The sequence below is a fragment of the Rhizobacter sp. genome (assembly GCA_021153565.1).
In the GTDB taxonomy this organism is placed as follows: Bacteria; Pseudomonadota; Gammaproteobacteria; order Burkholderiales; family Burkholderiaceae_C; genus Albitalea.
Window position 1 is genome coordinate 1 of the sequence record JAJKJU010000107.1, and the last position, 22,373, is coordinate 22,373.

21 protein-coding genes and 1 riboswitch are annotated in these 22,373 nt (G+C 62.9%); of the genes, 7 read left to right on the forward strand and 14 right to left on the reverse strand.

Annotated elements, in window-relative coordinates; genetic code table 11:
• Positions 1 to 198 precede the first annotated feature (198 nt).
• The 9 genes from AC30NL_RS06555 to AC30NL_RS06595 form a co-directional block, all read right to left on the reverse strand.
• A complete protein-coding gene (locus AC30NL_RS06555) occupies positions 199 to 1,695 on the reverse strand; it encodes a cobyric acid synthase (RefSeq protein ID WP_489463206.1) in 1,497 nt (498 codons plus the stop codon).
• A complete protein-coding gene (locus AC30NL_RS06560) occupies positions 1,692 to 2,696 on the reverse strand; it encodes an aminotransferase class I/II-fold pyridoxal phosphate-dependent enzyme (RefSeq protein ID WP_489463207.1) in 1,005 nt (334 codons plus the stop codon). The genes AC30NL_RS06555 and AC30NL_RS06560 overlap by 4 nt, the downstream gene beginning before the upstream one ends.
• Positions 2,693 to 3,604 carry an adenosylcobinamide-phosphate synthase CbiB gene (gene cbiB / locus AC30NL_RS06565; RefSeq protein WP_489463208.1) on the reverse strand — a complete coding sequence of 304 codons (912 nt, stop codon included), beginning with the start codon at positions 3,602 to 3,604 and terminating at the stop codon, positions 2,693 to 2,695. The genes AC30NL_RS06560 and cbiB overlap by 4 nt, the downstream gene beginning before the upstream one ends.
• A gap of 341 nt (positions 3,605 to 3,945) precedes the next feature.
• A complete protein-coding gene (cobO, locus tag AC30NL_RS06570) occupies positions 3,946 to 4,515 on the reverse strand; it encodes a cob(I)yrinic acid a,c-diamide adenosyltransferase (RefSeq protein WP_489463209.1) in 570 nt (189 codons plus the stop codon).
• A 1-nt stretch (position 4,516) separates the two neighbouring features.
• A complete protein-coding gene (locus AC30NL_RS06575) occupies positions 4,517 to 5,281 on the reverse strand; it encodes an ABC transporter ATP-binding protein (RefSeq protein WP_489463210.1) in 765 nt (254 codons plus the stop codon).
• Positions 5,278 to 6,336, reverse strand: a complete 1,059-nt coding sequence (locus tag AC30NL_RS06580; RefSeq protein WP_489463211.1) for a FecCD family ABC transporter permease — start codon at positions 6,334 to 6,336, stop codon at positions 5,278 to 5,280. Before AC30NL_RS06580 ends, AC30NL_RS06575 begins: the two co-directional genes overlap by 4 nt.
• A complete protein-coding gene (locus AC30NL_RS06585) occupies positions 6,333 to 7,214 on the reverse strand; it encodes an ABC transporter substrate-binding protein (RefSeq protein ID WP_489463212.1) in 882 nt (293 codons plus the stop codon). The genes AC30NL_RS06580 and AC30NL_RS06585 overlap by 4 nt, the downstream gene beginning before the upstream one ends.
• Entirely contained in the window at positions 7,211 to 7,768 is a 558-nt protein-coding gene (locus tag AC30NL_RS06590) for a bifunctional adenosylcobinamide kinase/adenosylcobinamide-phosphate guanylyltransferase (protein WP_489463213.1), read from the reverse strand. The genes AC30NL_RS06585 and AC30NL_RS06590 overlap by 4 nt, the downstream gene beginning before the upstream one ends.
• 318 nt (positions 7,769 to 8,086) lie before the next feature.
• Positions 8,087 to 9,874, reverse strand: coding sequence for a TonB-dependent receptor domain-containing protein (locus AC30NL_RS06595; RefSeq protein ID WP_489463214.1), 1,788 nt, complete (start codon positions 9,872 to 9,874; stop codon positions 8,087 to 8,089).
• A gap of 201 nt (positions 9,875 to 10,075) precedes the next feature.
• Positions 10,076 to 10,318, reverse strand: a riboswitch (cobalamin riboswitch).
• Positions 10,319 to 11,659: 1,341 nt separating this feature from the next.
• Here AC30NL_RS06595 and AC30NL_RS06600 point away from each other — a divergent pair.
• The 5 genes from AC30NL_RS06600 (at position 11,660) to AC30NL_RS06620 (ending at position 17,285) form a co-directional block, all read left to right on the forward strand.
• Entirely contained in the window at positions 11,660 to 12,769 is a 1,110-nt protein-coding gene (locus AC30NL_RS06600; protein ID WP_489463215.1) for a glycosyltransferase family 4 protein, read from the forward strand.
• 1 nt (position 12,770) lies between these two features.
• Positions 12,771 to 14,939 carry an amylo-alpha-1,6-glucosidase gene (locus AC30NL_RS06605; RefSeq protein ID WP_489463216.1) on the forward strand — a complete coding sequence of 723 codons (2,169 nt, stop codon included), beginning with the start codon at positions 12,771 to 12,773 and terminating at the stop codon, positions 14,937 to 14,939.
• A 126-nt stretch (positions 14,940 to 15,065) separates the two neighbouring features.
• Positions 15,066 to 15,653 carry a hypothetical protein gene (locus AC30NL_RS06610; RefSeq protein ID WP_489463217.1) on the forward strand — a complete coding sequence of 196 codons (588 nt, stop codon included), beginning with the start codon at positions 15,066 to 15,068 and terminating at the stop codon, positions 15,651 to 15,653.
• Between the two features lie 405 nt (positions 15,654 to 16,058).
• Positions 16,059 to 16,904, forward strand: coding sequence for a PEPxxWA-CTERM sorting domain-containing protein (locus AC30NL_RS06615; RefSeq protein ID WP_489463218.1), 846 nt, complete (start codon positions 16,059 to 16,061; stop codon positions 16,902 to 16,904).
• A gap of 81 nt (positions 16,905 to 16,985) precedes the next feature.
• The gene (locus AC30NL_RS06620; RefSeq protein ID WP_489463219.1) at positions 16,986 to 17,285 is read left to right on the forward strand and encodes an endonuclease/exonuclease/phosphatase family protein; all 300 of its coding nucleotides are present in this window, start codon (positions 16,986 to 16,988) and stop codon (positions 17,283 to 17,285) included.
• Between the two features lie 160 nt (positions 17,286 to 17,445).
• Here AC30NL_RS06620 and AC30NL_RS06625 read toward each other — a convergent pair whose 3' ends face one another.
• Positions 17,446 to 17,910 carry a CreA family protein gene (locus AC30NL_RS06625; protein WP_489463220.1) on the reverse strand — a complete coding sequence of 155 codons (465 nt, stop codon included), beginning with the start codon at positions 17,908 to 17,910 and terminating at the stop codon, positions 17,446 to 17,448.
• A gap of 90 nt (positions 17,911 to 18,000) precedes the next feature.
• Entirely contained in the window at positions 18,001 to 18,867 is an 867-nt protein-coding gene (locus AC30NL_RS06630) for a pirin family protein (protein WP_489463221.1), read from the reverse strand.
• 119 nt (positions 18,868 to 18,986) lie between these two features.
• Here AC30NL_RS06630 and AC30NL_RS06635 point away from each other — a divergent pair, with 119 nt between their 5' ends.
• Positions 18,987 to 19,337, forward strand: coding sequence for a hypothetical protein (locus tag AC30NL_RS06635; RefSeq protein ID WP_489463222.1), 351 nt, complete (start codon positions 18,987 to 18,989; stop codon positions 19,335 to 19,337).
• A 176-nt stretch (positions 19,338 to 19,513) separates the two neighbouring features.
• Positions 19,514 to 19,714 (forward strand): hypothetical protein, encoded by a 201-nt coding sequence (locus AC30NL_RS06640; RefSeq protein ID WP_489463223.1) that lies wholly within the window; start codon positions 19,514 to 19,516, stop codon positions 19,712 to 19,714.
• Positions 19,715 to 19,941: 227 nt separating this feature from the next.
• Here the strand turns inward: AC30NL_RS06640 and AC30NL_RS06645 are convergent, their stop codons facing one another.
• The 3 genes from AC30NL_RS06645 to AC30NL_RS06655 all read right to left on the reverse strand — a co-directional run bounded on the left by AC30NL_RS06645 (position 19,942) and on the right by AC30NL_RS06655 (position 22,222).
• On the reverse strand, positions 19,942 to 21,411 hold the full coding sequence (locus tag AC30NL_RS06645) for a DUF3943 domain-containing protein (protein ID WP_489463224.1): 1,470 nt from the start codon (positions 21,409 to 21,411) through the stop codon (positions 19,942 to 19,944).
• Between the two features lie 6 nt (positions 21,412 to 21,417).
• Positions 21,418 to 21,825: a hypothetical protein gene (locus AC30NL_RS06650; protein WP_489463225.1), complete on the reverse strand. Its 408-nt coding sequence runs from the start codon at positions 21,823 to 21,825 to the stop codon at positions 21,418 to 21,420.
• A 241-nt stretch (positions 21,826 to 22,066) separates the two neighbouring features.
• Entirely contained in the window at positions 22,067 to 22,222 is a 156-nt protein-coding gene (locus tag AC30NL_RS06655) for a DUF3096 domain-containing protein (RefSeq protein WP_489463226.1), read from the reverse strand.
• Positions 22,223 to 22,373: the final 151 nt, after the last annotated feature.

The window sequence follows — 22,373 nt, forward strand, 5'->3', positions numbered from 1 at the left end:
AGCAAACATGAACTTGTCATGCGTCAACCCCGCCTTCTTCAAACCTCGTAGGGGAAAAATTTGCTCCAACGGCCATCTTCCGCCCGTACGTAAAGGTCAGCCCAGAGGGAGAGGGGGCGAAGATTTGCCAGGGGTGGGTGTAAGGGGCTTCTATAGCTGGACTCTGTAAGGGAACTCTGCAAGAGGGCTCTGTAAGGCTCATGACTCTTCCTTGATGAGCATGCGATGCAGAACTGCAGCATCGAGGTGCTCGCCGACCATGTCGGCCAGTAGATCGAAGCTGCTGTCCAGCGAGCGCACATCGGCGCCAAAGAGCGCGTGCACCACGTTTGCCGATTCGAACAAGCCGTGCGCGTAAACACCGAGCACCGGGCCGCATTGCCAGCCGATGGGTTCCCGTTCGGCATCGTGAAGCACGGCCCTGCACTCGCCGCTTTGCGCGAGCAGGTTCGTGATGCCGTGGCGTATTTCGTAGCCCGTGGCGCAAGCGCCGGACAGAGGTGCCCAATGGTGGCGTGTCCCGCTGAACGTTGCGGTGGTGGGAATCACGCGTTTCGTCTCGCCGTAGCGCGTCGCGATCGGCAAGAGCTCGAGACCGGGCAGTTGCGCATGTCGTTCGCCGTCGAAGCCCTCGGGGTCCGACAGGCTGTGCCCCAGCATCTGCAGCCCGCCACAGATACCGAGCACCGCGCCACCGGCCTTCGCATGGCGCACGATGGCCGCAGCGAGGCCATGCGCGCGCAACCAGGCGAGATCGCCGCTGACCTGCTTGGAGCCCGGCAGCACGATCCAGTCAACACCGTCCAACTCCGCTGGGGTTCGCGCCCAAGTGAGCCACAAGCCCGGAACCCGCCGCAAGGGCTGGAACTCGTCGAGGTTGCTGATATGCGGCGTGGCGATCACGGCAACGCGCAAGCGAACCTCGCAACCGCCGCCGCTGGCGCGGTCGTCGAACACACCGTCCTCCTCGGGCAAGCCGTGATCGCGCCGCATGGGCAACACGCCGACAGTTGGCACGCCGGTGAGTTGCTGCAATTGCTGCGGCCCGGGTTGCAGCAGGGCCGCGTCACCACGAAACTTGTTGAGGATGAATCCGGCGAGCGAGCCCCGCAGGTCGTCGGGCAGCAGCGCCCAGGTGCCGTAGAGATGCGCGAATGCACCGCCTCGGTCGATGTCGGTCACGAGAAGGCTTTGCAAACCGCCGGCATCGCGGGCCCAGCGCGCCGCGGCGAGGTTCACATAGTCGTTATTGGCGAGGTTGATTTCCGCGGGAGACCCTGCCCCTTCGATGATGATCAGTTCATGTCGCGCGGCCAGTTGCATGAAGCTTTCGCGGGCTGCGACGGCGAGTTGGTCGCTGCGCTCGCGCCACGGCAAGCGAGACAAGGACGCATCGACACGTCCTCGCAGCACCACTTGGCTTGCGGTGTCGCGCTCGGGTTTGAGCAGCACTGGGTTCATGTCAACGGCTGGCTCGACGCGCGCCGCCAGCGCCTGGAAATACTGGGCCGCGCCGATTTCTCCGAAGCCGCCGTCCAGGCCCGGCACGACGCGCGCGTTGTTGCTCATGTTTTGCGCCTTGAATGGCGCGACGTTGATGCCTTGGCGGGAAGCCCACCGACACAAAGCCGTGCACAGCCAGCTCTTGCCGGCACCGCTGGATGTTCCCCAGACCATCACGGCTTTCGCGCTCATCGCAATGTCCTTGTCGGTATGTCTGCGAGTTTCAATGCCGATTGCAGGGCAGCCTGTGCTTCGGGCGCCTGCACGCTCAGCCTGACCCAGCCGTGCAAGCCGAATGACGCGGCGTCGCGCACGGCAATGCCGCGTTCGCGCAAACCTTCGACGCTGCAGCCCGCGGGCAGACGCACGCAGAAGAAGTTGGTGACGCTGTCGTTCACCTCGGCGCCCACGGCGCGCAACATCTCGATCTGAGAATGCTTCCATTGACGAAGCGTTGCCCTGGATTCCGCGAGCCATCGATGCGTGCCGGGCTGCGTCCACGCCATCAGCATCGCCACCGCATGCGCACCCAGCAGCCACGACGCAGCGGCTTGTTCCAGTGCTGCGACCCACGACTGCGTGTCTTTCGTCAGCTCGGGCGCGATGGCATAGGCGCCTCGGACGCCGGTCAGGCCGAGCGCCTTGTTCGGGCTGTGCAATTCGAACACCGCTTGCCGTGATGTGTCGTGCTGCTGCGTGTCGTGCAAGCGCAGCGGCGCATACACGGCATCGAGCACAGTGATCGTTGCGGTGCTCGACGGCAAGGGCTCGTCGTGGCCGCATGGACTGGACGGATTGCAGTGCCAGCGCAAGGTCGCAGCCGGATCAGCCGCATGCACCAGCGATCGTCCCCAGGCGAGGGCCGCGACCGCATAGTCGCCATAAGCATGCGTCGGTAGCGCTACCGGCCCCGGCGCGAGCCGGGCGCTCACCGCGGTGATTCGCTGGATGAATTCGCTGGCGCTTCCTGCCAGAAGAATCCTGTCGCGCGCGACGCCATGCCATTGCGCGAGTTGCTCGCGCAGGGCGTGGTAGGCCGGATCGGGATAGCGGCTGGCGTCGGCATTGCGCATCGCATCCAAGGCAAGCGAGCATGGACCGACTGCATTGGCATTGGTCGAGAAGTCCCAACGCATCGGACCGCGGCGGTCCGGGCCGCCGTGCACGCGCAGAGATCGAAGTGTCGCCGTCATGCGCGAAGCCACCAGACAAGCGTCGCAGCCGCAGCAGCCATCCATGCGCTTCGCCGGGCAGCGAGCAAGGCCCGTTTGAACTCCGGTGCGCCAGGTGGCGATGCCGCTTCATTGAGCGCGTAGACACCTGGCTTGCGCAAACACACGCCCAGCCGCAGCGCCATGGCGCCCATGGGCCATCCGCCATTGGGCGACGGCGTCTTGCAGGCCTGCGCACGCAAGTTCCGCCACGCCGTCACGGTCTTCGGCGGATACAGCATCCATCCGGTCAAGCGCGCCGGCAGCCATGACAGCAGGTCGTCCGCGCGCGCAGCCCACTTCCCCGCCCATTCGAAGCGGCCGCGATAGCCCCACATCGCATCGGCCGTGTTCGCAAGGCGATACACGGCGGCACCGGGCAGACCGAACACGGCGTACCAAAGGAGTGGCGCGACGACCGAGTCATTGAGGTTTTCTGCGAGTGTCTCAATGGCGGTTTCGCGCACCATGGCTGCGTCCAGGGTGCTCACGTCGCGGCTGACGATGCGCGATAAGCGGGTTCGGGCGGCATCAAGTCCATGGTCGAGCGCGACATTCACCGCTGCGACCTCTTCGTGCAGCATGCGCCAAGCGAACATCGGCTTCAGAACGAGCGCCAGGGCAGGTACAGCGAGCCACCACGGCCATGCCGTGGATGCGTGTTGCCACGACTCTGCGGCCCATCCGATGACGACTGCGAGAGCAAGCCACACCGCCATGCCGCCGACGAATGCGACATGCGCGGAGCAGCGGACCAGCCGCCCACCGATCGGACCCAAGAGGCGGCCGAGCCATGCCACGGGATGCAATGCATTACGTGGCTCGCCGAAGGCGATGTCCCACGCCCAGGCCAACGGCAACGCGAACGCTAGTGTGCTTGCCGTGGTCATGCCGGTTCCGATGTCTGAAATTCGTTCATGGGACAACTTCGTCGCTTCAGAGCCACCCTTTCAAGGTCTTCGCTCCCTCTCCCTCTCCCTCTCCCTCTGGGAGAGGGCTGGGGTGAGGGCCGTGGGCGGTGAATAAAACCATGAGCTGCCATCACCGCAGCCCCTCACCCAACCTCTCCCCAGAGGGGAGAGGAGCCAATACAAGACAGTCTTTCGTCCCAGCATCCATGATCCGTTCAGGCTGAGGTATCGAAGCCCCATCACATGCCCACAAGCCCTTCGACGCGAAGCGACCCAGTCCTGAGGTATCGAAGGATCAGGGCGAACGGGGTCTCACGCTCTCAATCCTCAATGCCGCGCTGCGCTGGAACGCCAGCCTTGAAGTGATGCTTGATCAAAGACATCTCCGTCACAGTGTCTGCCAGCTCGATCAGTTCTTCGGGTGCATTGCGCCCGGTGAGAACCACATGCACATGGGACGGCCGTTCGCGGAGTGCCTGCAACACGGGCTCCAGTGGCAACCAGCCATAGCGCAGCGGATACATGATTTCGTCCAGCACCACCAGGAAGTGATCTCCCGCACGGATCGTCGCCTCAGCACGCATCCAGCCGTCGCGCGCCAACTGCGCTGAATGGTCGAGGTCGCGACTCTTCCAACTGAATCCGTCGCCCAGGCCCTCGATGGGCACGCCAATCTGATCGAACAATCGGTGTTCGCCAAAGCGTGCGCTGGGCACTTTCATGAACTGGTAGATCTTCACTGCTTTGCCGCGTCCATGCGCGCGCAGCGCGAGGCCGAAGGCTGCCGTGCTCTTGCCCTTGCCATCGCCAGTGTGGACGATGACGAGTCCGCGTCGTTCGCCATCGGGCTTGGGCGTGTTGCGTTCGGTGGGGGGTGCTTCAATCTGCATGTCAGTCTTCCAGATGCGGCACCGCCATGGGGCGTGCGCCACGGTTGTCGATGCGAACGGCGCCATCGAAGGTGGCAACCAGCGCTTGGTGCAGCGCAGGGTCGTCGTGCTTGCCGCAGGCCTGCACCGCGCCGACTCGCATGACGAGGATGCGATCGGCATGCAGCGCGAGCGTCAGGTCGTGCAGCACGCTCACCACCGTGTGCGTGTCGGCGAGCCGGCGGAACAGTCGGGCAAGCGCCACCTGATGCGGTGGGTCAAGGTGAGTGGTGGGCTCGTCGAGCAGGAGGATGGGTGCCTGTGTCGCCAGTGCCCTCGCGAGCATCACGCGCTGACGTTCTCCGCCGGACAGCTCGTGCAGCCGACGGCACTGCCAGCCGTGACACTCGGTGCTGTTCATGGCCGCGTCAACGATGGTTTCGTCCGCGGCCGTCGGTGAACCGAAGAGGCCGAGATGCGGAAGTCGGCCAAGGTGCACGGTTTCGCGCGCAGTGAGCTCTCCGGTGACCTCGGCCTGTTGCGCGAGCCAGGCGATGCGACGGGCGCGTTCGCCGGGGTTGAATGCCGCAATATCGCGGCCGTCCAGACACACCGATCCGGCAGCCCTCGGCTGGAGCCCGGCGAGCGCACGAAGCAAGGTCGACTTGCCAGCACCGTTGGGCCCGACGACAGCTGTCCAGCCTTTCTTGAACGTGCAGGAGACATCGCGCAGCACTAGGCGCCCGCCGAGAGACACCTGCAGTGAACGGGCACTCAACTCGTTCATCCAACCCTCCTTCGATGCAGCAGCCACAGCAGGTAGCCGCCGCCGAGCACAGCAGTCAGCACGCCGACCGGCAATTCCTGTGGCGCGATCAAACCCCGCGCGAGCACATCGGCAGCCAGCAGCAGTACTCCGCCCATGCCTGCGCTTGCGGCCAAGGTGTAGCTGTGAGGCGCAGGGGCATAGCGACGCACGAGGTGCGGCGCCACGAGACCGACAAAGGCGACGAGGCCCGACTGCGACACAGCAAGCCCTGTGCACAAGGCCATCAGGACGACGAGCGCGAGACGGATTCGAGGCAGGGGCAGGCCGAGGCTTGCAGCGGTGTCGTCGCCGAGGCTCAGCGCATCGAGCACGCGCGCCAGCCGGCAAGTGATCGGCAGCGCGATGGCAAGGCCCGCGAGCAGCACCCACACACTGCTCCAGCCGAGGAAGCCCGTGCTTCCAAGCATGAAGACTTGTTTGCCGCGAAGTGCATCCGGCGAGATGGTGGTGACGAGGTCGCCCGCCGCGCCGAGCACCACGCCGACGACGACACCCGCAAGCAAGAGGCGCACGCCCTGCTGCGCGCCGCGGGCCAGCATGAGCGTGAGCAGCACGCCGACGAGCGCCCCGGCAAAGGCTGCGGCGACGATGCCGATTCGCGACAGCAGTGCTGCCGTGGCGAGACTGATTGCATGGCCAGTCAAGGTGCTTGCGGCGAGGACAAGCACGACGGCGAACGATGCGCCTGCCGCAGACCCCAGCAAATACGGATCGGCCAGCGGATTGCGAAACAGCCCCTGCGCCACCGCGCCGGCAAGGCCGAGCAGTGCACCGATCATCAAGGCACCCAAGGTGCGAGGCGCGCGGATCTGCCCGACGATCAAGTCGGCCTGCGGGCCGGAGACATCGCTGACGAATGCCTGCCACGACCAACCCTGGCTTCCGACCACGAGTCCTGCAACTGACAAGGCGATGGCGAGGACCATCAATGCGAGGACGAGCCGGCGACGCCTCGTGCGGTCATCGTGTGCATCATGCGATGCGACGTGCGTTGATGCCGGGGCCACGCTCATCGCATCTCCTTCATCGACGCGAGGCAGTCAGCCATCGCCAGCGCAGCCTCGCCCATGCGAGGGCCGGGGCGAATGAGCAATTCATACCGCTCGGTGTCGAACCCGCAGCTGCGTCCGCGCAGTGCACGGAGAGTCTGCCAGCCGGGTCGCTTTGCCATTGCTTCAACGTCACGCCGCGGGGCCATCACGATGTCGGGTTGTGCGCGGACGACGTATTCCGGATTGAGCTTGGGAAACGGCCCCATTTCGGGAGGCACCACATTGCCCATGCCCAGCCGCGCGAGCGTCTCGCCGATGAACGATGACGCGCCCGCGGCATAAGGTGCAGAGGACACCTCGAAGTACACGCGCTGGCCGCGCAGGTACACCGGCACGCGCGCTGCGGCGCGGCGCATGTCGCGCTCGATGGCATCCCACAAGCGATCTGCTTCTGGCGGCGCGCCGATGAGCTGCGCCAGCAGGGATGCGGTGCGTTTCACGTCCGCATGCGTTTGCGACTCCACCACCACCACATGCAAGCCGAGCGATTCGAGCCGGTCGATGACGCGGGCGGACTTGGCTGCGAGCACCACGTCAGGACGCAGCGCGACGATGCGCTCGACCTGCGCGTCTTCGAGACCGCCGAGCTTGGGCAACCCGCGCACGCTCTCCGGCGAGTTCGAGAAGCGATCGGTGCCGACCAAGCGCGAGCAGGCGCCCAGCGCACAGATGGTTTCGGTGAGCGATGGCAGCAAGCTCACGATGCGCTGCGGCGGGGCGTCGAAGCGATGGATCGTGCCTCGGTCGTCGCGCAGCACTGTCTGCGCGTTCGCAGGGGCCGAACTGCCGGCTGCGACCACGGCCACGAGAGCCCACAGCATCCGCATCCAGAGATTCATGCGCGTCCTCCTTTCACTTCGAGCTCGTGGCCCGCGACCATCAAGGTGACATGGCTGCAAGCGGCCGCCACGCGCTGGTGCAAGACACCCAGCGCATCGACAAAGCGGCGCGCCTCGGAGGACATCGGCGACACGCCCCATCCAATTTCGTTGGACACGAGCACCACGGGGCCGCGTGCCGTCCGCAGCGCGGCCACGAGATCGTCTTGCCGCGTCTTCAATCGAGCTGCGTCGGCTGGAGCGCCGGACAAGGGCATCAGCAGGTTGGTGAGCCACAGCGTGAGGCAATCGATGACGAGGATGCGATGCGCCGCACTGTGATCCGTCACGGCTTCGGGGAGGGCCAGCGGCACCTCGATCGCGCTCAACGCCGGAACTCGCCGGGCGCGATCCTCGCGATGGCGGGCGATTCGCTCGCGCATCTCGGGGTCGCCCGGCAACGCAGTCGCGAGCAGGGTTGCGGATCGATCCGGCCAAGCCAGCCAGTCGATGGCGCGCTGCTCCGCGCAGCGCGACTTGCCGCTCTTGCAACCACCGAGAATGAGTTCGTGCATGGTGTTGGTCTCAGAGGCTGAGAGTATTTACAGAGGACATAGCCAGGCCATCACCCTTTCAATAGCCCTAATTCCGACTTTCCAGTCATTGCTCCCTCTCCCAGAGGGAGAGGGAGTAATGTGGAGACGGTCTGGTGGTATCCCATCAAACAAACTTCTGATGGCTTTACTTGCGACGATCTTGGTAGAAGGTGTCCGAGCAGCATGTCAAAAGGTGCCTCATCTATGCAGGCATAGCTCGTGCCATGGCGAGCATTTGCAACGACGAGCAGAAGTCTTTTGGCCTGATGAGCGGGCATGATCGAAATGTTCTCAGCCTCACAGCCCGCTATAGCGCAGCGTCACGTAAGCCTCGCGGCCCGGCTGGTTGTAGCCGTAGACGGTTTCATAGGTCTTGCCGGCGAGGTTGTTCAAGCGCATGCCCATTGTCCATTCGCGCGCCACGCGCCAATCGGCATGAACGTCAAGCGTGGCGTAGCCGGCCAGGCGCAGGTTGTTCTTCACATCGTCGAAGCGATGGTCGAAGGCGTTGACGGTGCCGCCCATGTTCCACTGCTCCAGGTTCACGTCGGCCGAGGCCTTGGCGCTGTTCTTCGCACGGCGAGGCAACTGCTTGCCATGGTTGTCATTGCCCACCGTGTCGTTGCGCGGGTCCACGTGGTCTGCCGACGCGGCAAAGCTCCATTGGTCTTGCCGCGTTTCATAGCTCACGCTGAAACCGTCGATGCGCGTGCGTGGAATGTTGGTGGGCGCCGGCCCGCTGCTGATATACCCGCGAATGCGGTTGTCGAAATATGCGGCGCGAAGCTGTTGGCCCTCGTGGGCCCAGCGCAGGCTGAGTTCGGCGTGCTTGCCTTCTTCAGGCAGCAGGTTCGGATTGCCGAAGCCGGGGTAGTAAAGCTGATTGAAGCTCGGCGCGACGAAGCTCGTGCCATACGACGCGCCTGCCCTCCAGTTTGCAGACAACGCGTAGCCGTAGGCCAGCATGCCGGCGGCTTGCGAACCGAATTGCGAGTTGCGATCCTGGCGCAAGTTGGCTTGCCATGAATGCGCACCAGCATTGCCGTTCAGACCGGCCGCAACGCCATCGATGCTGCGCTTGGACACCACGAACGGCACACCGGGCGCGCTCACTGTCTGCTGCAGATGTTCAGCCAGCAGCACTGCCGCGCCGAAGGGCGTGTTGACGGTGTTTTCCCACGAGATCTGCTGCTGCACCGTGCGGGTGGTCCCGAGCGTTGTGAAGGTCGAGGCCGAGGCGAGCGTGGTGTATGCGTCGATGGATCTCGAGACACGCACGCCGCTTCGCCAGTCGGCGCTGAACGGTCCGCCGACATCTACGGCCAGTACTTCGCTGCGCAGGCCGGCGCGACTATCGGGACCTACGCCGTCGTCGTACTGGGTTACACCGTCGGAATGCAATAGCCTCGCATCGACGCGCCATCCGCCACCGACTTGCCAACCGAGTCGAAGGTTGCCGCTGTCTTGTCGAAAACCGTCGTCGTCGGGGTTGAAATTGCCGAACTGCGCGTGTTCGTTCGTCGACGAGAAGCCGCGAGTCTCGGTGTGCTGCAACTGGACGCTGCCGTCAAAAGCGCCTTGCCCGAATCGCAGGCCGCCTGTCGCCTGCGCATAGCGATTCGATCCTGAGGTGGCCGATGCATCGAAGTGCATGCCTGGGGTGCCATTGCGCGTGAAGACCTGCACCACGCCGCCCACCGCATCGCTGCCGTACAGGCCCGACAGCGGTCCGCGAACGATCTCGATGCGTTCGATGGCTTCGATTGGCAAGTCCCAGGCCGGAAGCCCCAACGTCGCGGACCCGTAGCGCACGCCGTCGACCAGCAGCAGCGTGTGCCGCGCCTCCAGCCCGCGCAAGGACACCGAACTGCTTTTGCCCAAGCCGCCGTTGGACGAGAATTGGACGCCGGGCTGTTGCGCCAACAGTTCCGCGAGAGTGCGGCCCGTCGCCTGATCGATCTGGGCGCGATCGATCACCGTGAGGTCGGCGATGTTCTGATCGACGCGTGTCGGCGTGCGGGTGCCGGTGACAACGACGGCTTGCAGGTGGTCGGCGGGGACGGCAGCAACAGCGGTCTGCGCCATGGCATCGACACCGAAGGGCCATGTGAAAACAAGGAAACAAGCATGGAAAGACGGGGCTGGCGCCGGCAGGCGGCGACGCGCACGCAGGTCGGCCGAACACGGCCGTGCGGACAAGCGGAACATGAAGAAGAGAGAACTCGCACCGATATTCGTGCCCGCCAGCTTCCCCGCAGGCACGCACCTCACGGCGCAACGCCTTCGCGCCACGCCTCCTTGCTGGCCGGTATCCGGGCTGGCGAATGTGACTCGTGAGTCCTTCCCAGATGCGCGAGGCGTCCAGTGGACCGAAGACACGAGTGGAGAACCGAGGCTCTCATTCGCTTACCGTTGCGGGGGCAGCTCAGGTTGGAGTGTGTGCGGCAACGCGCGCCACGCTCTTCCTGCTTCCCGTTTAACTGCGCCGGCTGGAGGGCCGGTGCGAGCACCAACGGGGGGATGATAGCGGAGGGGCCGGAGGGGGCATTCAGTCAACCACCCATTGCTTCGATCTCGGCCGTGCGTGTGACGCCGCCAACGAGCTATCTACTGAGCAATGTGCCCTAACCTAACCCAGTCTGATGAGAGGCCGAGAGAGTATTTCGATCATGCCCGCTCATCACGCCAAAAAGCCCCTGCTCATCGTTGCATATGCTCGCCATAGACGAGCTATGGCTGCGCTTTGCGCTAGATCAGGCGCCTTTTGACTTACTGCTCGGACACGCTCGAAATACTCACAGCCTCTGAACCCTGAATAGTCACTTGCTTTGGCCTTCGCGCACCCGGCAAGGCGCGCAGGCCATGGCGCTGCATCAATCGCTACGAAGCCTACCCTTGTTGACTCTTGCACCTTTAGCACAAGCACGGCTGACTCATCATGTCGTCAGCGCAGTCACCTCAACATGCAGCCTCAGTTCTTAGGCCCACCCCTTTTCAAGGTCTTGTATTGGCTCCTTTCCCCTCTGGGGAGAGGTTGGGTGAGGGGCTGCGGTGATGGCAAGCCATGGCTTTATTCACCGCCCACGGCCCTCACCCCAGCCCTCTCCCAGAGGGAGAGGGAGCGAAGACCTTGAAGGGGTGGTCCTTAGGCCCTTCGCGATCAGCGGCCCAACGGATAGCAAAGTCGGAAAGTCGGAGTGCCCTCACCGTTCAGCTTTAAGTACACCTGGGAAGTTGGCTTTCGCGGCGCTGGTCACCGGCCTCAGCGTTTTGATCCGACTTTTCGTGGGGGCAACGGAGCGTCCGTTGGCCAGCCGCACGATGCGATCAGTCGCGTCCGGAATTGAGCGGTTGTCGCCGATTCCTTTGGCTTCGCACTGCTGCGCTGAGATTTCGGGCCGTCGGTACGGTTCGCGGCACTCGGAGCAGGAGGAGAGGCTGTTTTGAAGATTGAAGTCATAGATGTCTTATGAGGGCGCTGAATTCTACGTTCTGCCGGCGGCGCCAGCCGCCTAGCCCACGACGTGCCGTCAACTAATCCGAGCCTACGCTGCGTAGCCTGCGGCAAGCGAGTTTGCAGCCCCCTCAGATCATCGACTGCGCATCATGAAAAACTTACCGCAAGCAAGGCGTCTTCCGCTTGCCCTGGAGCATCGCCCAGGCGTCGTGCTCAGAGGCTGAGAGTATTTCGAGCGTGTCCGAGCAACACGTCAAGAGGCGCATGATCCAGACGCAAAGCGCAGCCATAGCTCGTGCTGCCAAGCATTTGCAACGACGAGCAGGCGTCTTTTGGCGTGATGAGCGGGCAGATCGAAATACTCAGCCTCTCAGGCATCCCGTTTGCCCGGTTCCGGTCTACATCTCTTCACCATGAAGATCGCTCAAGTCGCCCCCTTGTTCGAAAGCGTTCCTCCCACTGCGTACGGCGGAACCGAACGGGTGGTTTCCTACCTGACCGAGGCCCTGACAGCCCAGGGGCACGACGTCACGCTATTTGCAAGCGGGGACTCCATCACGCAAGCGCGCCTGGTACCCATCGTGAACCGCAGCCTGCGCCTGGATCCGGCACGTCCGGATTGGGTGGTTTGGCACACGATCATGATCGACCGGGTGCTCGAGCAAGCAGACCAATTCGACGTCGTCCACTTCCACATTGACGTCCTGCACTACCCGCTCGTTCAGCACTGCACGACGCCGTACCTCACCACGATGCACGGCCGGCTCGACCTGCCCGATCTTCGGCAGCTGCACGAACGCTTTCATGCGCATCCGCTGGTGTCGATCTCCAACAGCCAACGTGCCCCCTTGTCGAATGCGAACTGGTGCGGCACGGTCCATCACGGGCTGCCCATGCAGCTCTACCGCTTTCACGACAAGCCTGGCGACTATTTCGCTTTTGTCGGCCGCGTTTCTCCCGAAAAGCGCCTGGACCGCGCCATCGAAATCGCCATCGCCTGCAACACGCGTTTGCGCATCGCGGCCAAGATCGATGCGGCAGACCGCGCGTATTTCGAGCGCGAGATCCGGTCGCTGCTCAACCATCCGTTGATCGAATTCGACGGCGAGATCGGCGAGGAGGAGAAGAACGATTTCATCGGCCAGGCGCGCGCGCTGCTGTTTCCCGTCGACTGGCCCGAGCCTTTCGGCCTCGTGATGATCGAGGCCTTCGCCTGCGGCACGCCGGTGATCGCCTACGGGTGCGGATCGGTGCCTGAGGTGCTGCAGAACGGCGTCACGGGTTTCATCGTGGAAAACCAGCGCGACGCCATCGCTGCCGCACGCGAGATCGATCGAATCGAGCGGCGGCGCTGCCGCGATGTCTTCGAGCGGCGCTTCACGGCAGCAACGATGGCGAGCCGTTACGTGCAGATCTACCAAGCCTTGATCTACACACGCTCCACGCCGCTCGACGAGTCGACCGCACCAATGACGATGGGGAGGCCCAACGGAGACCGCGGGCCGGTGTACCAGGGGAGTTGACATGAGCGACAGCATTCGAATCGGCGATCAGTGGTACGTCGCGGCTACTGCCGCGCGGGCCGAGGAAAGTCCGCAGGTGGTCAAGAGCGACGACACATTCGCGCTCTTCAACCGCTTCGGCGACATCCAGACCTGGGGCACGGGCGAGCAGGGGCTTTATCACGAGGACACGCGCTTCCTGTCGCACCTGTCGCTGGGCATCAATGGCGTGCGCCCGATGTTTCTCGGCGCCACGGTCAAGGAAGGCAACAACCTCCTCATCGTCGAACTGATGAACCCCGACTTGATGGTCGACGGCCGCGTGGCCGTGCCCAAGGGCGAGGTGCACATCTTTCGCGCCAAGCTGTTGTGGGACGGCGCCTGCTACGAACATATCCGCTTGAGCCACCATGGGCTCGAACCCATTCGCCTCGAAGTCTCGATGCGCTTCGAAGCGGACTTTGTCGATCTCTTCGAAGTGCGCGGTGCCGTTCGAGACAAGCGCGGCGAACGCATGGCGCCGGAGACGCATCGAGACGAACTGGTGTTCGGATATCGCGGACTCGACAACCGCCATCGCGCAAGCCGCATCCGGCTGAGCCCGGACCCGACAATGTGGACGGGTAGCGAGGCTCGCTACGCGATCGACTTGCAGCCGCATCAGGACGTGCATCTCTACTGCACCGTCTGCTGTGAGATTGAAGGTCAGACGCGGTCCGCCCCGCTTGACTACGACACCGCCTATCACTGCAACAGCGAAGCACGCGAGAAGATGCAAAGCACGCAGTGCCGCATCGAGACCTCGAACCCGCTGATGGACCTGTGGCTCGATCGCTCGTCGTCCGACCTCGCGATGCTGACCAGCGACCTGGCCACAGGCCCCTACCCTTACGCTGGCGTGCCGTGGTACTCGACCACCTTCGGGCGCGACGGGCTCATCACCGCCCGCGAATACCTCTGGGTCGACCCATCGCTTGCGCGCGGCGTACTTGCCTGTCTTGCGGCCACGCAGGCGACGATGGAAGAGCCTGAGCGCGACGCCGAGCCGGGCAAGATTCTTCACGAGGCACGCAAGTGCGAAATGGCGCATACCGGCGAAGTGCCCTTCGGCCGCTACTACGGCACAGTCGATGCAACTCCGCTCTTCGTCGCGCTGGCAGGGGCTTACTACCGCCGCACAGGTGATCTCGATTTCATTCGCGCCATCTGGCCCAACGTGCTCGCAGCGCTGAATTGGATCGATCACTACGGCGACTGCGATGGCGACGGCTTCGTCGAATACGCGCGACGCAGCAAGCAAGGTCTGGTGCAACAGGGCTGGAAGGATTCACACGATTCGATCTTTCATGCCGACGGCCGGATGGCCGATGCGCCCATCGCACTGTGCGAGGTGCAGGCCTATGTGTACGAAGCCAAGCAGATGGCCGCGCATTTGGCCGCCGCGCTCAATGAGGCCGCATTCGCATCGAAGCTGCTCGAAGAGGCGAGTACGCTGAAGCAGAAATTCCAGGCGCAATTCTGGTGTGAAGAGATCGGCTGTTATGCGGTTGCGCTGGACGGACACAAGAAGCCCTGCAGGGTGGCAACGTCCAACGCGGGCCATGCGCTGTGGACGGGCATCGCATCGCGCGAACACGCGGCACGCATGGCTGAGACGTTCATTGGCGCCAAGTTCTTCACCGGCTGGGGCATTCGCACGGTGGCAACGGGGCAGGCTCGCTACAACCCGATGTCCTATCACAATGGATCGATCTGGCCTCACGACAACGCCCTCATCGCCGCCGGGCTTGCGCACTACGGACACACCGAAGCCTCGATGCGCATACTCTCAGGCCTGTTCGATGCGAGCCTGCATTTCAACCAGCATCGGCTGCCCGAACTCTTCTGCGGATTTCCGCGTCGCGAGGGCGAGGGCCCGACGCTGTATCCCGTGGCCTGTTCGCCGCAAGCATGGGCCGCTGCGGCGGTGTTCGCCATGCTGCAGTCGTGCCTTGGTCTCGAGATCGATGCGCCTGGCGCAGCCATTTCGTTCCACGCGCCACGACTGCCCGAGTACATCCAGTGGGTGCAGTTGCGCGACCTGCGCGTGGGCGCCGGCAGCGTCGACCTTCTGCTGCAACGCTACGACAACAACGTCGGCGTGGAAGTGACGCGCAAGAAGGGTCAGATCGCAGTCAGGGTGGACGTCTGAACGTCGCTCTCGCAGCAACAAAGCTTCACCAAGCCATCAAGGCAATCGAGTCAACGCTGTCCATGTGACGGCGTTTCTGAATGCGGGCCCAATGAATATTCATCAATCCGCATCAGGAGCATTCAAATGAACCGCAATTCGATCATCACCGCCCTGCTTCTCAGCGCCAGCTTTGGCGCCTTTGCGCAGACCGCCGCATCCACCGTGCAACGCGACGTGAATCAAGAAAAGCGCATCGAACAAGGCTTGCAGACCGGCAGCATCACCACCCGCGAAGCCTCTGTGCTCGAACGCGACGAAAGCAAGGTCGATCGCCTGCAAGCCAAGGCCCTTAAAGACGGCAAGCTGAGCGACGCTGAACGCGCCAAGCTGAAGGCCGCGCAAGACAAGGCCAGCCGCGACATCAACACCGCCGAGCACAACGGCATCAACGGCAATCCGCTGTCGGCAACGTCCCAACGCGCTCAGGCAGACGTGCAACGCAATATCAATCAGCAGACGCGCATCGAACAAGGCGTCAAGAACGGTTCGCTCACCAACCATGAAGTCGCCAAGCTCGAACGCGGGCAAGCGAAGGTCGATCACCGGGAAGCTGTGGCAGGCAGCGATGGACACATCGGCGCGAAAGAGCAAACACGCATCCAGCACGCCGAGAACCGCCAGAGCAAGCGCATCCACCGCGAGAAGACGGATGCGCAAGTACGCAAGGGTTGATGGCGAGGTCAGCGCGGTCGTCGGATGACGACCGCGTGCCATATGTCATGGGGCTTGCACTTGGTGGGCCACCTGGCCGACTTCGTGGAGCGGCACTCGACGCTCGACTTCGCGACACCGAAGGCGAATTCGTGGGTGCGCTAGCCAACATGTCGAGAGGACATCTCGACCGATGGCAGTGTGACCGCATGGACCGGCCGAGGCACGAACGGAGTCGATTGGCATGGAGGAGAAGACACCACCGAGGCAGAGGCGCGAATCACTCCCAGCCCTACAGGTTCTTTGAGGGCTCATGAATACGCGCCGAGCCGCCACAGCCCCCCCATTCCCGGGGACTTCGCACAACTCTCGCGCCATCGTGGCCTGAATGCGTTTAGCCTCATGAAACATTGCGAGGGGAACGACATGACGATTAGGCACAGGTCGGCGTTGTTGCTTATGGCGGCGACTTTGTTTGCAGCCAGCGGCAATGTGGCAGCACAGTACACCGAAATCACCATCCTCGACGACCGGTACTCGACGGACCTCTCTACCAAGATCAACGGGGTGGTGTACGAGTCTCCTGGTTCCACTACCACGTTCAGTACGGCAGCGACCCAAACGAGAACCTCCGCCACACCATTAGATAGCTCACTGGTTGCGAACGCGAAGACCTTCGCGAAGGCCGCGGCCGACATGTTCTCGGTTGCGACCGAGACGAGCGCGTACCCCGAATTTGCGCTGAACGAGGTTAGCAATTTCGCGAGGGCAGACGCCGAAACGAACCTCAGCTTCAGTACGCTGCAGGACACCTCGGCGGGCCTGCAGTTGGAGGTCATAGGAGGTGGGTCTTTCTATTCAGATGGCTTTGTGAGCTTGTTTGATCGCACAGACAACCAATACTTGTTTTCTTACTCGTGGGAGAGTCTCAGCGTCCCGAACTATCCACCTCCCCCGGGGTCGTTCCCCTTTACTTGGACCGGCGTCAATTCCGCCTTCCTGTCACTCGAGACTCAGCTGGAGTCATCGCACATCTACGACCTGAAGCTGCACGCGAGCACGAACGCGAACACGGATTCCCAGTACGTCTCACTTCAGGTTTCCGGTCTTTACCCGATCGTCACGCCGGCCCCGGAGCCCGAGACGTGGGCGATGATGCTTGTAGGTCTAGGCGGGGTCGGGTTTCTGGCACGTCGCCGCAAAGAGCGCACGACAGTTCTGACTTCCAGGGAAGCAGTAGAGGTGCCTTCCTCCATAACGGGTCGACCATAGCTGTGCACCGTTCGGCGCACGGCTGAACGAGAAAGTTTCCTTCCTTCAACGATCACGTCAGGGGGACGTGACGCATGGCGCTTGCTTGCGATTGGCGACCTGAATGCCGATTCGAATGTGCGTCGGTACCCGGGTGGCCGATACCTCGCCGCTCTACGCGAGGCCGGCTGGGGGCCGCCTAGGCCTGACGGTTCGTGGAGCTACGTCTCGGGCACACGCATGGACCACGTGCTGACATCGCCCTCATTGAGCGTTCCAGGGGCGCGGTACGTCGTTGAAATCGATGGTCGGCAATTGGTGTCCACCGACCGCCTCTCCCGCGTTTCGGACCACGCCGCTCACGTGGTCGAATGTGACGAGTCGGACAACTCCGCTGCATGAGCCGTGCTGGCGTGGCATTGGCTTGGGTTAGGGGCCGACAACTTCGACTACTCAACCTTTGCGGCAACTGCGCCTGGAAGTGGTATTCGATCTGAACGGCTTTGCCGTGCGGATGCGCTTGGGCAATTTCGACGATCCAAGCATCCGTGAAAACACGACACTAGCGCACCGGAATCACGTTCGCGCGATCCACCGGCACCGCCGTCACCGAGTTCTTCGGTGAACCTTCGATCAGGCGGTCGGAGTAGGTCAGATACACCAACGTGTTGCGCTGCTTGTCGACCATGCGGACGATGCGCAGCTTCTTGAAGACGAGACTCAGGCGCTCGTTGAACACTTCCTCTTGCAGCGGCAAGGCCTTCGGGATCGAGATGAGCCCGACCTGTCTGCACGCGATGGACGCTTCAGCCTTGTCTTCGGCAATGCCAAGCGCACCTGAGATGCCGCCAGTCTTGGCGCGTGACACGTAGCAAGTCACACCACCCACCTTCGGATCATCGTAGGCATCGACGATGATCTTGTGGTCCGGGCCGATCAGCTTGAACACGGTATCGACCGAGCCTATTGACTCGGCACGGGCTGCAAACGAGACAAAGCTGACGAGCATCAAAAGAAAAAATCGCATAGGGCATCCTGAAAAGAATCGCACGAGCTTACCGCGGTGGCTTCAAGGCGAAGGCGCACGCATCTTTGTGGGCTCCTGATTGCATGCAGGCTACGGCAGCGGAATGAACTCCGCGTTGTCATGCGGCGGCAAGGCAATGCGGCCGGCCTTCCAATCGGCCTTGGCCTGTTCGATGCGCTCTTTGCGCGAGGACACGAAATTCCAGAAGATGTGGCGCTCACCCAGAGGTTCGCCGCCAAGCAGCATCACGGTCGATGTCTCGAGGGCCAGCAAGGTCGGATCACTCCCGGGCGTGAACACCAGCATCTGTCCGGGGCGGTAGATGTCGCCGCCGAATTCGACGCTGCCGTTGACGATGTAGGCGGCGCGCTCGGTGTGACGGCCGGGCAGGCCGATGCGGGCGCCGGCCTGGAGCACGGTGTGCAGATAGAAGAGCGGCGAATGCGTGCGCACGGGGCTACGCAAGCCAAAGGCCTCGCCCGCTATAGCGCGCATCCAGACACCGCCCTCATTCGCTTCAGGCAGCACGTGCATCGGGTAATTGTCGAAGGCCGGGTCGGTCTCTTCATCGGTCTCGGGCAATGCGACCCACGATTGCAGCAACTCCAGGCCCGTCCCCGCAAACGCATTCGGATCTTCGAAGCGTTCAGAGTGCGAGATGCCGCGGCCGGCCGTCATCCAGTTGACGTCGCCGGGGCGGATCACCTGCTCAACGCCCAGGCTGTCGCGGTGCGTGACGGCGCCTGCGAGCAGGTAACTCACCGTTGACAAGCCGATGTGAGGATGCGGCCGCACGTCGGCCTTGCGCGCGTCCTCGGGCGCCATTTTCATCGGCCCCGCGTGGTCGAGAAAGATGAAGGGCCCGACCATGCGCCGCTTGGCGAAGGGCAACACGCGTTGCACCAGCAGCCCGTGTCCAAGGAAGACGGCGCGGCCGTCGATGACGTTGTCGAGCATGGTGGCGTCCAGGAGTCTGTGGCAGCAAAGCGTAGCAGCGTGGGCAGCATGGGATTTTTCGAGAATTCGCGTCGGCCACCCACCTGGAATCGATTCGAATCGGTTCTCGGAGATGTTGCATGAGCAAATACCCGATCGCATCGACGCGCCGCGCGGTCGCCAAGAATGCGGAGCCTGGTCCCGTCGAGATCGTCACCACGAGGCCAATCGCCGGCCCATTCTTCAGCTTCCAGTACTCGTTCACTGAAGTCTCGTCGCAAGGCGGAAAGACGCGTGTGACATCAAAGCAGGCGCGCTTGGCTGATGGCAAGCTGTCCACGGAGTCTTTCGAGGGCGAGCTCAAACGCGACGTCTACCAACAGACGGTGGATCAAGTGCAGAAGCAGGTTCTCGCGCAGACCAACTTGTTGATGCGCTCGATGTCGTGGTTTCTGCCGGCTCCAAGGCGACCATCGTCCGATCAGGAGTGAATCAACCTCGAGTTCGTCGTATTTCCATTTGCGACTTAGGGGGGTTCGATTCATCTTGCACCGCAGCATTGGAAGGTCGAAACTCCGTCAAGTGGAATGCCGGAGTCCGCCGGCAATTGGGGATGGACATGGCCAGGATGAACATGACGAGACCGCGCCAGAGGAGGGTCTGGCGCGTGACCGCAAATGCTCCTTTCGGTGAGTACGTCGATCCGGACGCGCTGCCTCGCAGGCCGGTCGATCCCCCCAATTTGCATGAACGAGGCTGGCTGCTGTCCTCCTTCGAGCTCAGTGACGGGCTGGACGTGAAAGAGGAACCCGACACCATCCCGGCTGAGCTGTTCGACACGCTATTCAAGCGCCGGTCGCCTCCGTGATTTGCCGCCACGCTGTAGCGTGAAGCGGCATGGAAAACCCCGACTTCAACACCGCCAGATCGAAAGGTCCGAGCCGGTCGCGGATGGTCGCGTATTCGTTCGTGAGGCCGATATCGCCGCTGAAGAAGACCCCTGCTTCAGCGACTTGATGACCAGCGACGAGCACAGTCGTAGCATTCCGGTCGGAGCACGCAAGATGCTCCGCATCGTCGGGCGCTTGGGCCGACTCACGGCCGCCAGTCAACTGCCCCGAAACGCTCTTGCCCCAGCAGCACGTAGTACAGACCCAGGGTGCCGCGCGTTTGCGTGCGACGGCCGAGGTCGGGGTATGACGCATCGCGTCGGTTGAAGAGGTATTTGAGCGCTACGCCATGCTGGCCGTGGACGCGCCAGGTGAGCGATGCATCGGTGCGCACGATGTTGTCGTAGCCTGCCCGGTCGCCTGCGACGCGGCTCACGTAGTACTCGCGAGCGGTGACGTCCAGCGACGCACGGTCACCGTAGATCCAGCGCAAAGCCAGAATGGCCTGCGGCGCCACGCCATAGTGGTAGTCGCGTTCTCCAAGGCCTTTCAAGGTACTCGCGCCGGCGTAGCCTATACCCGCCATCGCCGTACCCTGCAACGCGTTCTCGCGCGAGAGCCACAACTGCCCCGTGGTACCAACGGACACCGCGGTGCTCGACACCCGGTACACCTGCGGTGCCAGATAGTCGTAGCTTCCATAGAGGCCCCACACACCGCGATAGTCGTTGCCGTACTCGTAGTCCTGGCCGATCAACAACCCGCGGGTCATGAGGTTCTCGAACCCGATGCCGCTCGAGCCAGTGACCTCGAAGCTGAAGTAGTCGTAAGGCCGGCGATAGGTATAGCCGGGCTTGCCGGGCAGACCGTATTCCATCGAGAAATCGATGAGCAGTTCGCCTCGCTTGGACGTGGTCGATGCACCCGGGTCATTCTTCGCAAGTCCGCTGACGCCAAGTTGCAGGCGGCTGTAGTAGGCCGGATCGTTGCTCTGGAAAACGCCACCGAACTCCTCGCCGAACACGAGCCGGTTGAAACCCACCGACGGATGAATGGCAGCGGCAGCCACATCGCGCCATCCACGGGACATGCGCCCACGCTCGAGCATCAGGTTGGACATGCGGTACAACGGCTCGCCAAGGAAGCTGCCGGCGATGCCGCTGGCGATCTGGTCATTGCGCGAAGGCGGCGTGGTTTCGCCGGCGATCTCCCACAGCAGGCTGCCGGCAAAGGTGTAGCCCATCGATGTCCAATAGTCGTGCCCGGTGGAACGTGCGAAGCCGTGGTAGAACGTTCCCTGGTAGGGATGCATGAACTGGTTGATCTTGAAAGGATCGTTGTCCACGACCCAGGCGTGCGTCAGATTGCGCCGGATCGACGATAGCGTGACCTTGTAGTCGGAGCTGCTGCCGAAAAGGTTGTTGGCGCGGTTGACGAGAAAGTCGAAACCGAGGATCTCGAGCGCGGGGATGGTGTAGCTCTTTCGAGATTCGGGTGCGTCTGGTTTGGTCTTGTCGGAAATCGATGTTGCCGCGGCACTTTCGAGCGGGGGCAGCACCGGGGCGCCGGTGACTGAAACGTTCTGCGCCATCGCGGGGCTCATCGGCGGGCAGCAGAGCGCGGTGCCGAGCAGCAACTGTCGAATTCTGAGGCAGCGCGTGGTGGATGCGTCCATGCCCGATCACTTGGTGCGACCGCCGGCTTCGCGCGCTCGCTTGTCGCGACATGCTCGGCGTGCCTGGTCGCTTGCTTCGGCTTCGCAGCGAGTTGCCGAGTCATCAACACCGCTGGTCGACGACGCAGCGTTGCTGCGTCGTACCACGCGCGGCGGTGGCTTCAATGGGATGGGTTCCGTGCGTCGCAGCGGAATGGAGATTTGCGGCGTGACAGGATTTGCGGGGCGCAGTTCTCCGGGTGGAGATGCCTGCTCACGCAATTCAGCGGGTGTCGCCTGCCGGGGTCCGGGCTTGACCGCCGGAGATGCCGACGCTGCAGATGCCGGCGACGATGCACTGGACTGAGCCGTCGCTGCAAGTGGCAAGCCGGCAAGCATCAGAGCGACCTCGAGGAGCAGGCGATGGGGCTTCATGTGATGCCTCTGTCGATGTGCAGCACAAGGCCGCAATTCAATACAGCTTGAACCTGCTCACGTTGCAGCGGTGTAGGACGACGCGCTATCGAGGCATCGGCGCGCGCCTGATCACACTTGGCGCGTGTCGATCAGTCTTGTCGGTTCTCTGCCGTCAAATTGCAGAACGACACGCCCTGTTCAAACTCCGCCGCAATCGCAATGATCGAAAGCGACCATGCCGTTGCCCCCCCCTGGTTTTCTATCGCAGGTGCAAGAAGCTGGTGCCGAAGAGGCCAATCAAGCCGACGATGATCAAGTACAGCGCGACGATGAAGCGAAGCAGCTTTGGGACAAAGAGGACCAGGAGGCCAGCGACGATGGAAATGACGGGGGTGAGGGTGAGGTGGATGTTCATGGCGGTGAAGTCGAGATGAGTGTTGGATCGTAGGGGAACGCAACGGTCTCGAGTCGATGCCGACCATGATCTCTGCCACGCGCGAGGTGCTCACGTACGGCGGGCATCGGGCTTGGGGCCAACATCACGAGGTGTTCTTTCCTTCCGTTGC

Excerpts from the sequence above, each read along its gene's own strand:
- AC30NL_RS06555 (WP_489463206.1), bottom strand. The coding sequence starts at position 1,695 with ATGAGCGCGAAAGCCGTGATGGTCTGGGGAACATCCAGCGGTGCCGGC.
- AC30NL_RS06560 (WP_489463207.1), bottom strand. The coding sequence starts at position 2,696 with ATGACGGCGACACTTCGATCTCTGCGCGTGCACGGCGGCCCGGACCGC.
- cbiB (WP_489463208.1), bottom strand. The coding sequence starts at position 3,604 with ATGACCACGGCAAGCACACTAGCGTTCGCGTTGCCGTTGGCCTGGGCG.
- cobO (WP_489463209.1), bottom strand. The coding sequence starts at position 4,515 with ATGCAGATTGAAGCACCCCCCACCGAACGCAACACGCCCAAGCCCGAT.
- AC30NL_RS06575 (WP_489463210.1), bottom strand. The coding sequence starts at position 5,281 with ATGAACGAGTTGAGTGCCCGTTCACTGCAGGTGTCTCTCGGCGGGCGC.
- AC30NL_RS06580 (WP_489463211.1), bottom strand. The coding sequence starts at position 6,336 with ATGAGCGTGGCCCCGGCATCAACGCACGTCGCATCGCATGATGCACAC.
- AC30NL_RS06585 (WP_489463212.1), bottom strand. The coding sequence starts at position 7,214 with ATGAATCTCTGGATGCGGATGCTGTGGGCTCTCGTGGCCGTGGTCGCA.
- AC30NL_RS06590 (WP_489463213.1), bottom strand. The coding sequence starts at position 7,768 with ATGCACGAACTCATTCTCGGTGGTTGCAAGAGCGGCAAGTCGCGCTGC.
- AC30NL_RS06595 (WP_489463214.1), bottom strand. The coding sequence starts at position 9,874 with ATGGCGCAGACCGCTGTTGCTGCCGTCCCCGCCGACCACCTGCAAGCC.
- AC30NL_RS06600 (WP_489463215.1), top strand. The coding sequence starts at position 11,660 with ATGAAGATCGCTCAAGTCGCCCCCTTGTTCGAAAGCGTTCCTCCCACT.
- AC30NL_RS06605 (WP_489463216.1), top strand. The coding sequence starts at position 12,771 with ATGAGCGACAGCATTCGAATCGGCGATCAGTGGTACGTCGCGGCTACT.
- AC30NL_RS06610 (WP_489463217.1), top strand. The coding sequence starts at position 15,066 with ATGAACCGCAATTCGATCATCACCGCCCTGCTTCTCAGCGCCAGCTTT.
- AC30NL_RS06615 (WP_489463218.1), top strand. The coding sequence starts at position 16,059 with ATGACGATTAGGCACAGGTCGGCGTTGTTGCTTATGGCGGCGACTTTG.
- AC30NL_RS06625 (WP_489463220.1), bottom strand. The coding sequence starts at position 17,910 with ATGCGATTTTTTCTTTTGATGCTCGTCAGCTTTGTCTCGTTTGCAGCC.
- AC30NL_RS06630 (WP_489463221.1), bottom strand. The coding sequence starts at position 18,867 with ATGCTCGACAACGTCATCGACGGCCGCGCCGTCTTCCTTGGACACGGG.
- AC30NL_RS06635 (WP_489463222.1), top strand. The coding sequence starts at position 18,987 with ATGAGCAAATACCCGATCGCATCGACGCGCCGCGCGGTCGCCAAGAAT.
- AC30NL_RS06645 (WP_489463224.1), bottom strand. The coding sequence starts at position 21,411 with ATGGACGCATCCACCACGCGCTGCCTCAGAATTCGACAGTTGCTGCTC.
- AC30NL_RS06650 (WP_489463225.1), bottom strand. The coding sequence starts at position 21,825 with ATGAAGCCCCATCGCCTGCTCCTCGAGGTCGCTCTGATGCTTGCCGGC.
- AC30NL_RS06655 (WP_489463226.1), bottom strand. The coding sequence starts at position 22,222 with ATGAACATCCACCTCACCCTCACCCCCGTCATTTCCATCGTCGCTGGC.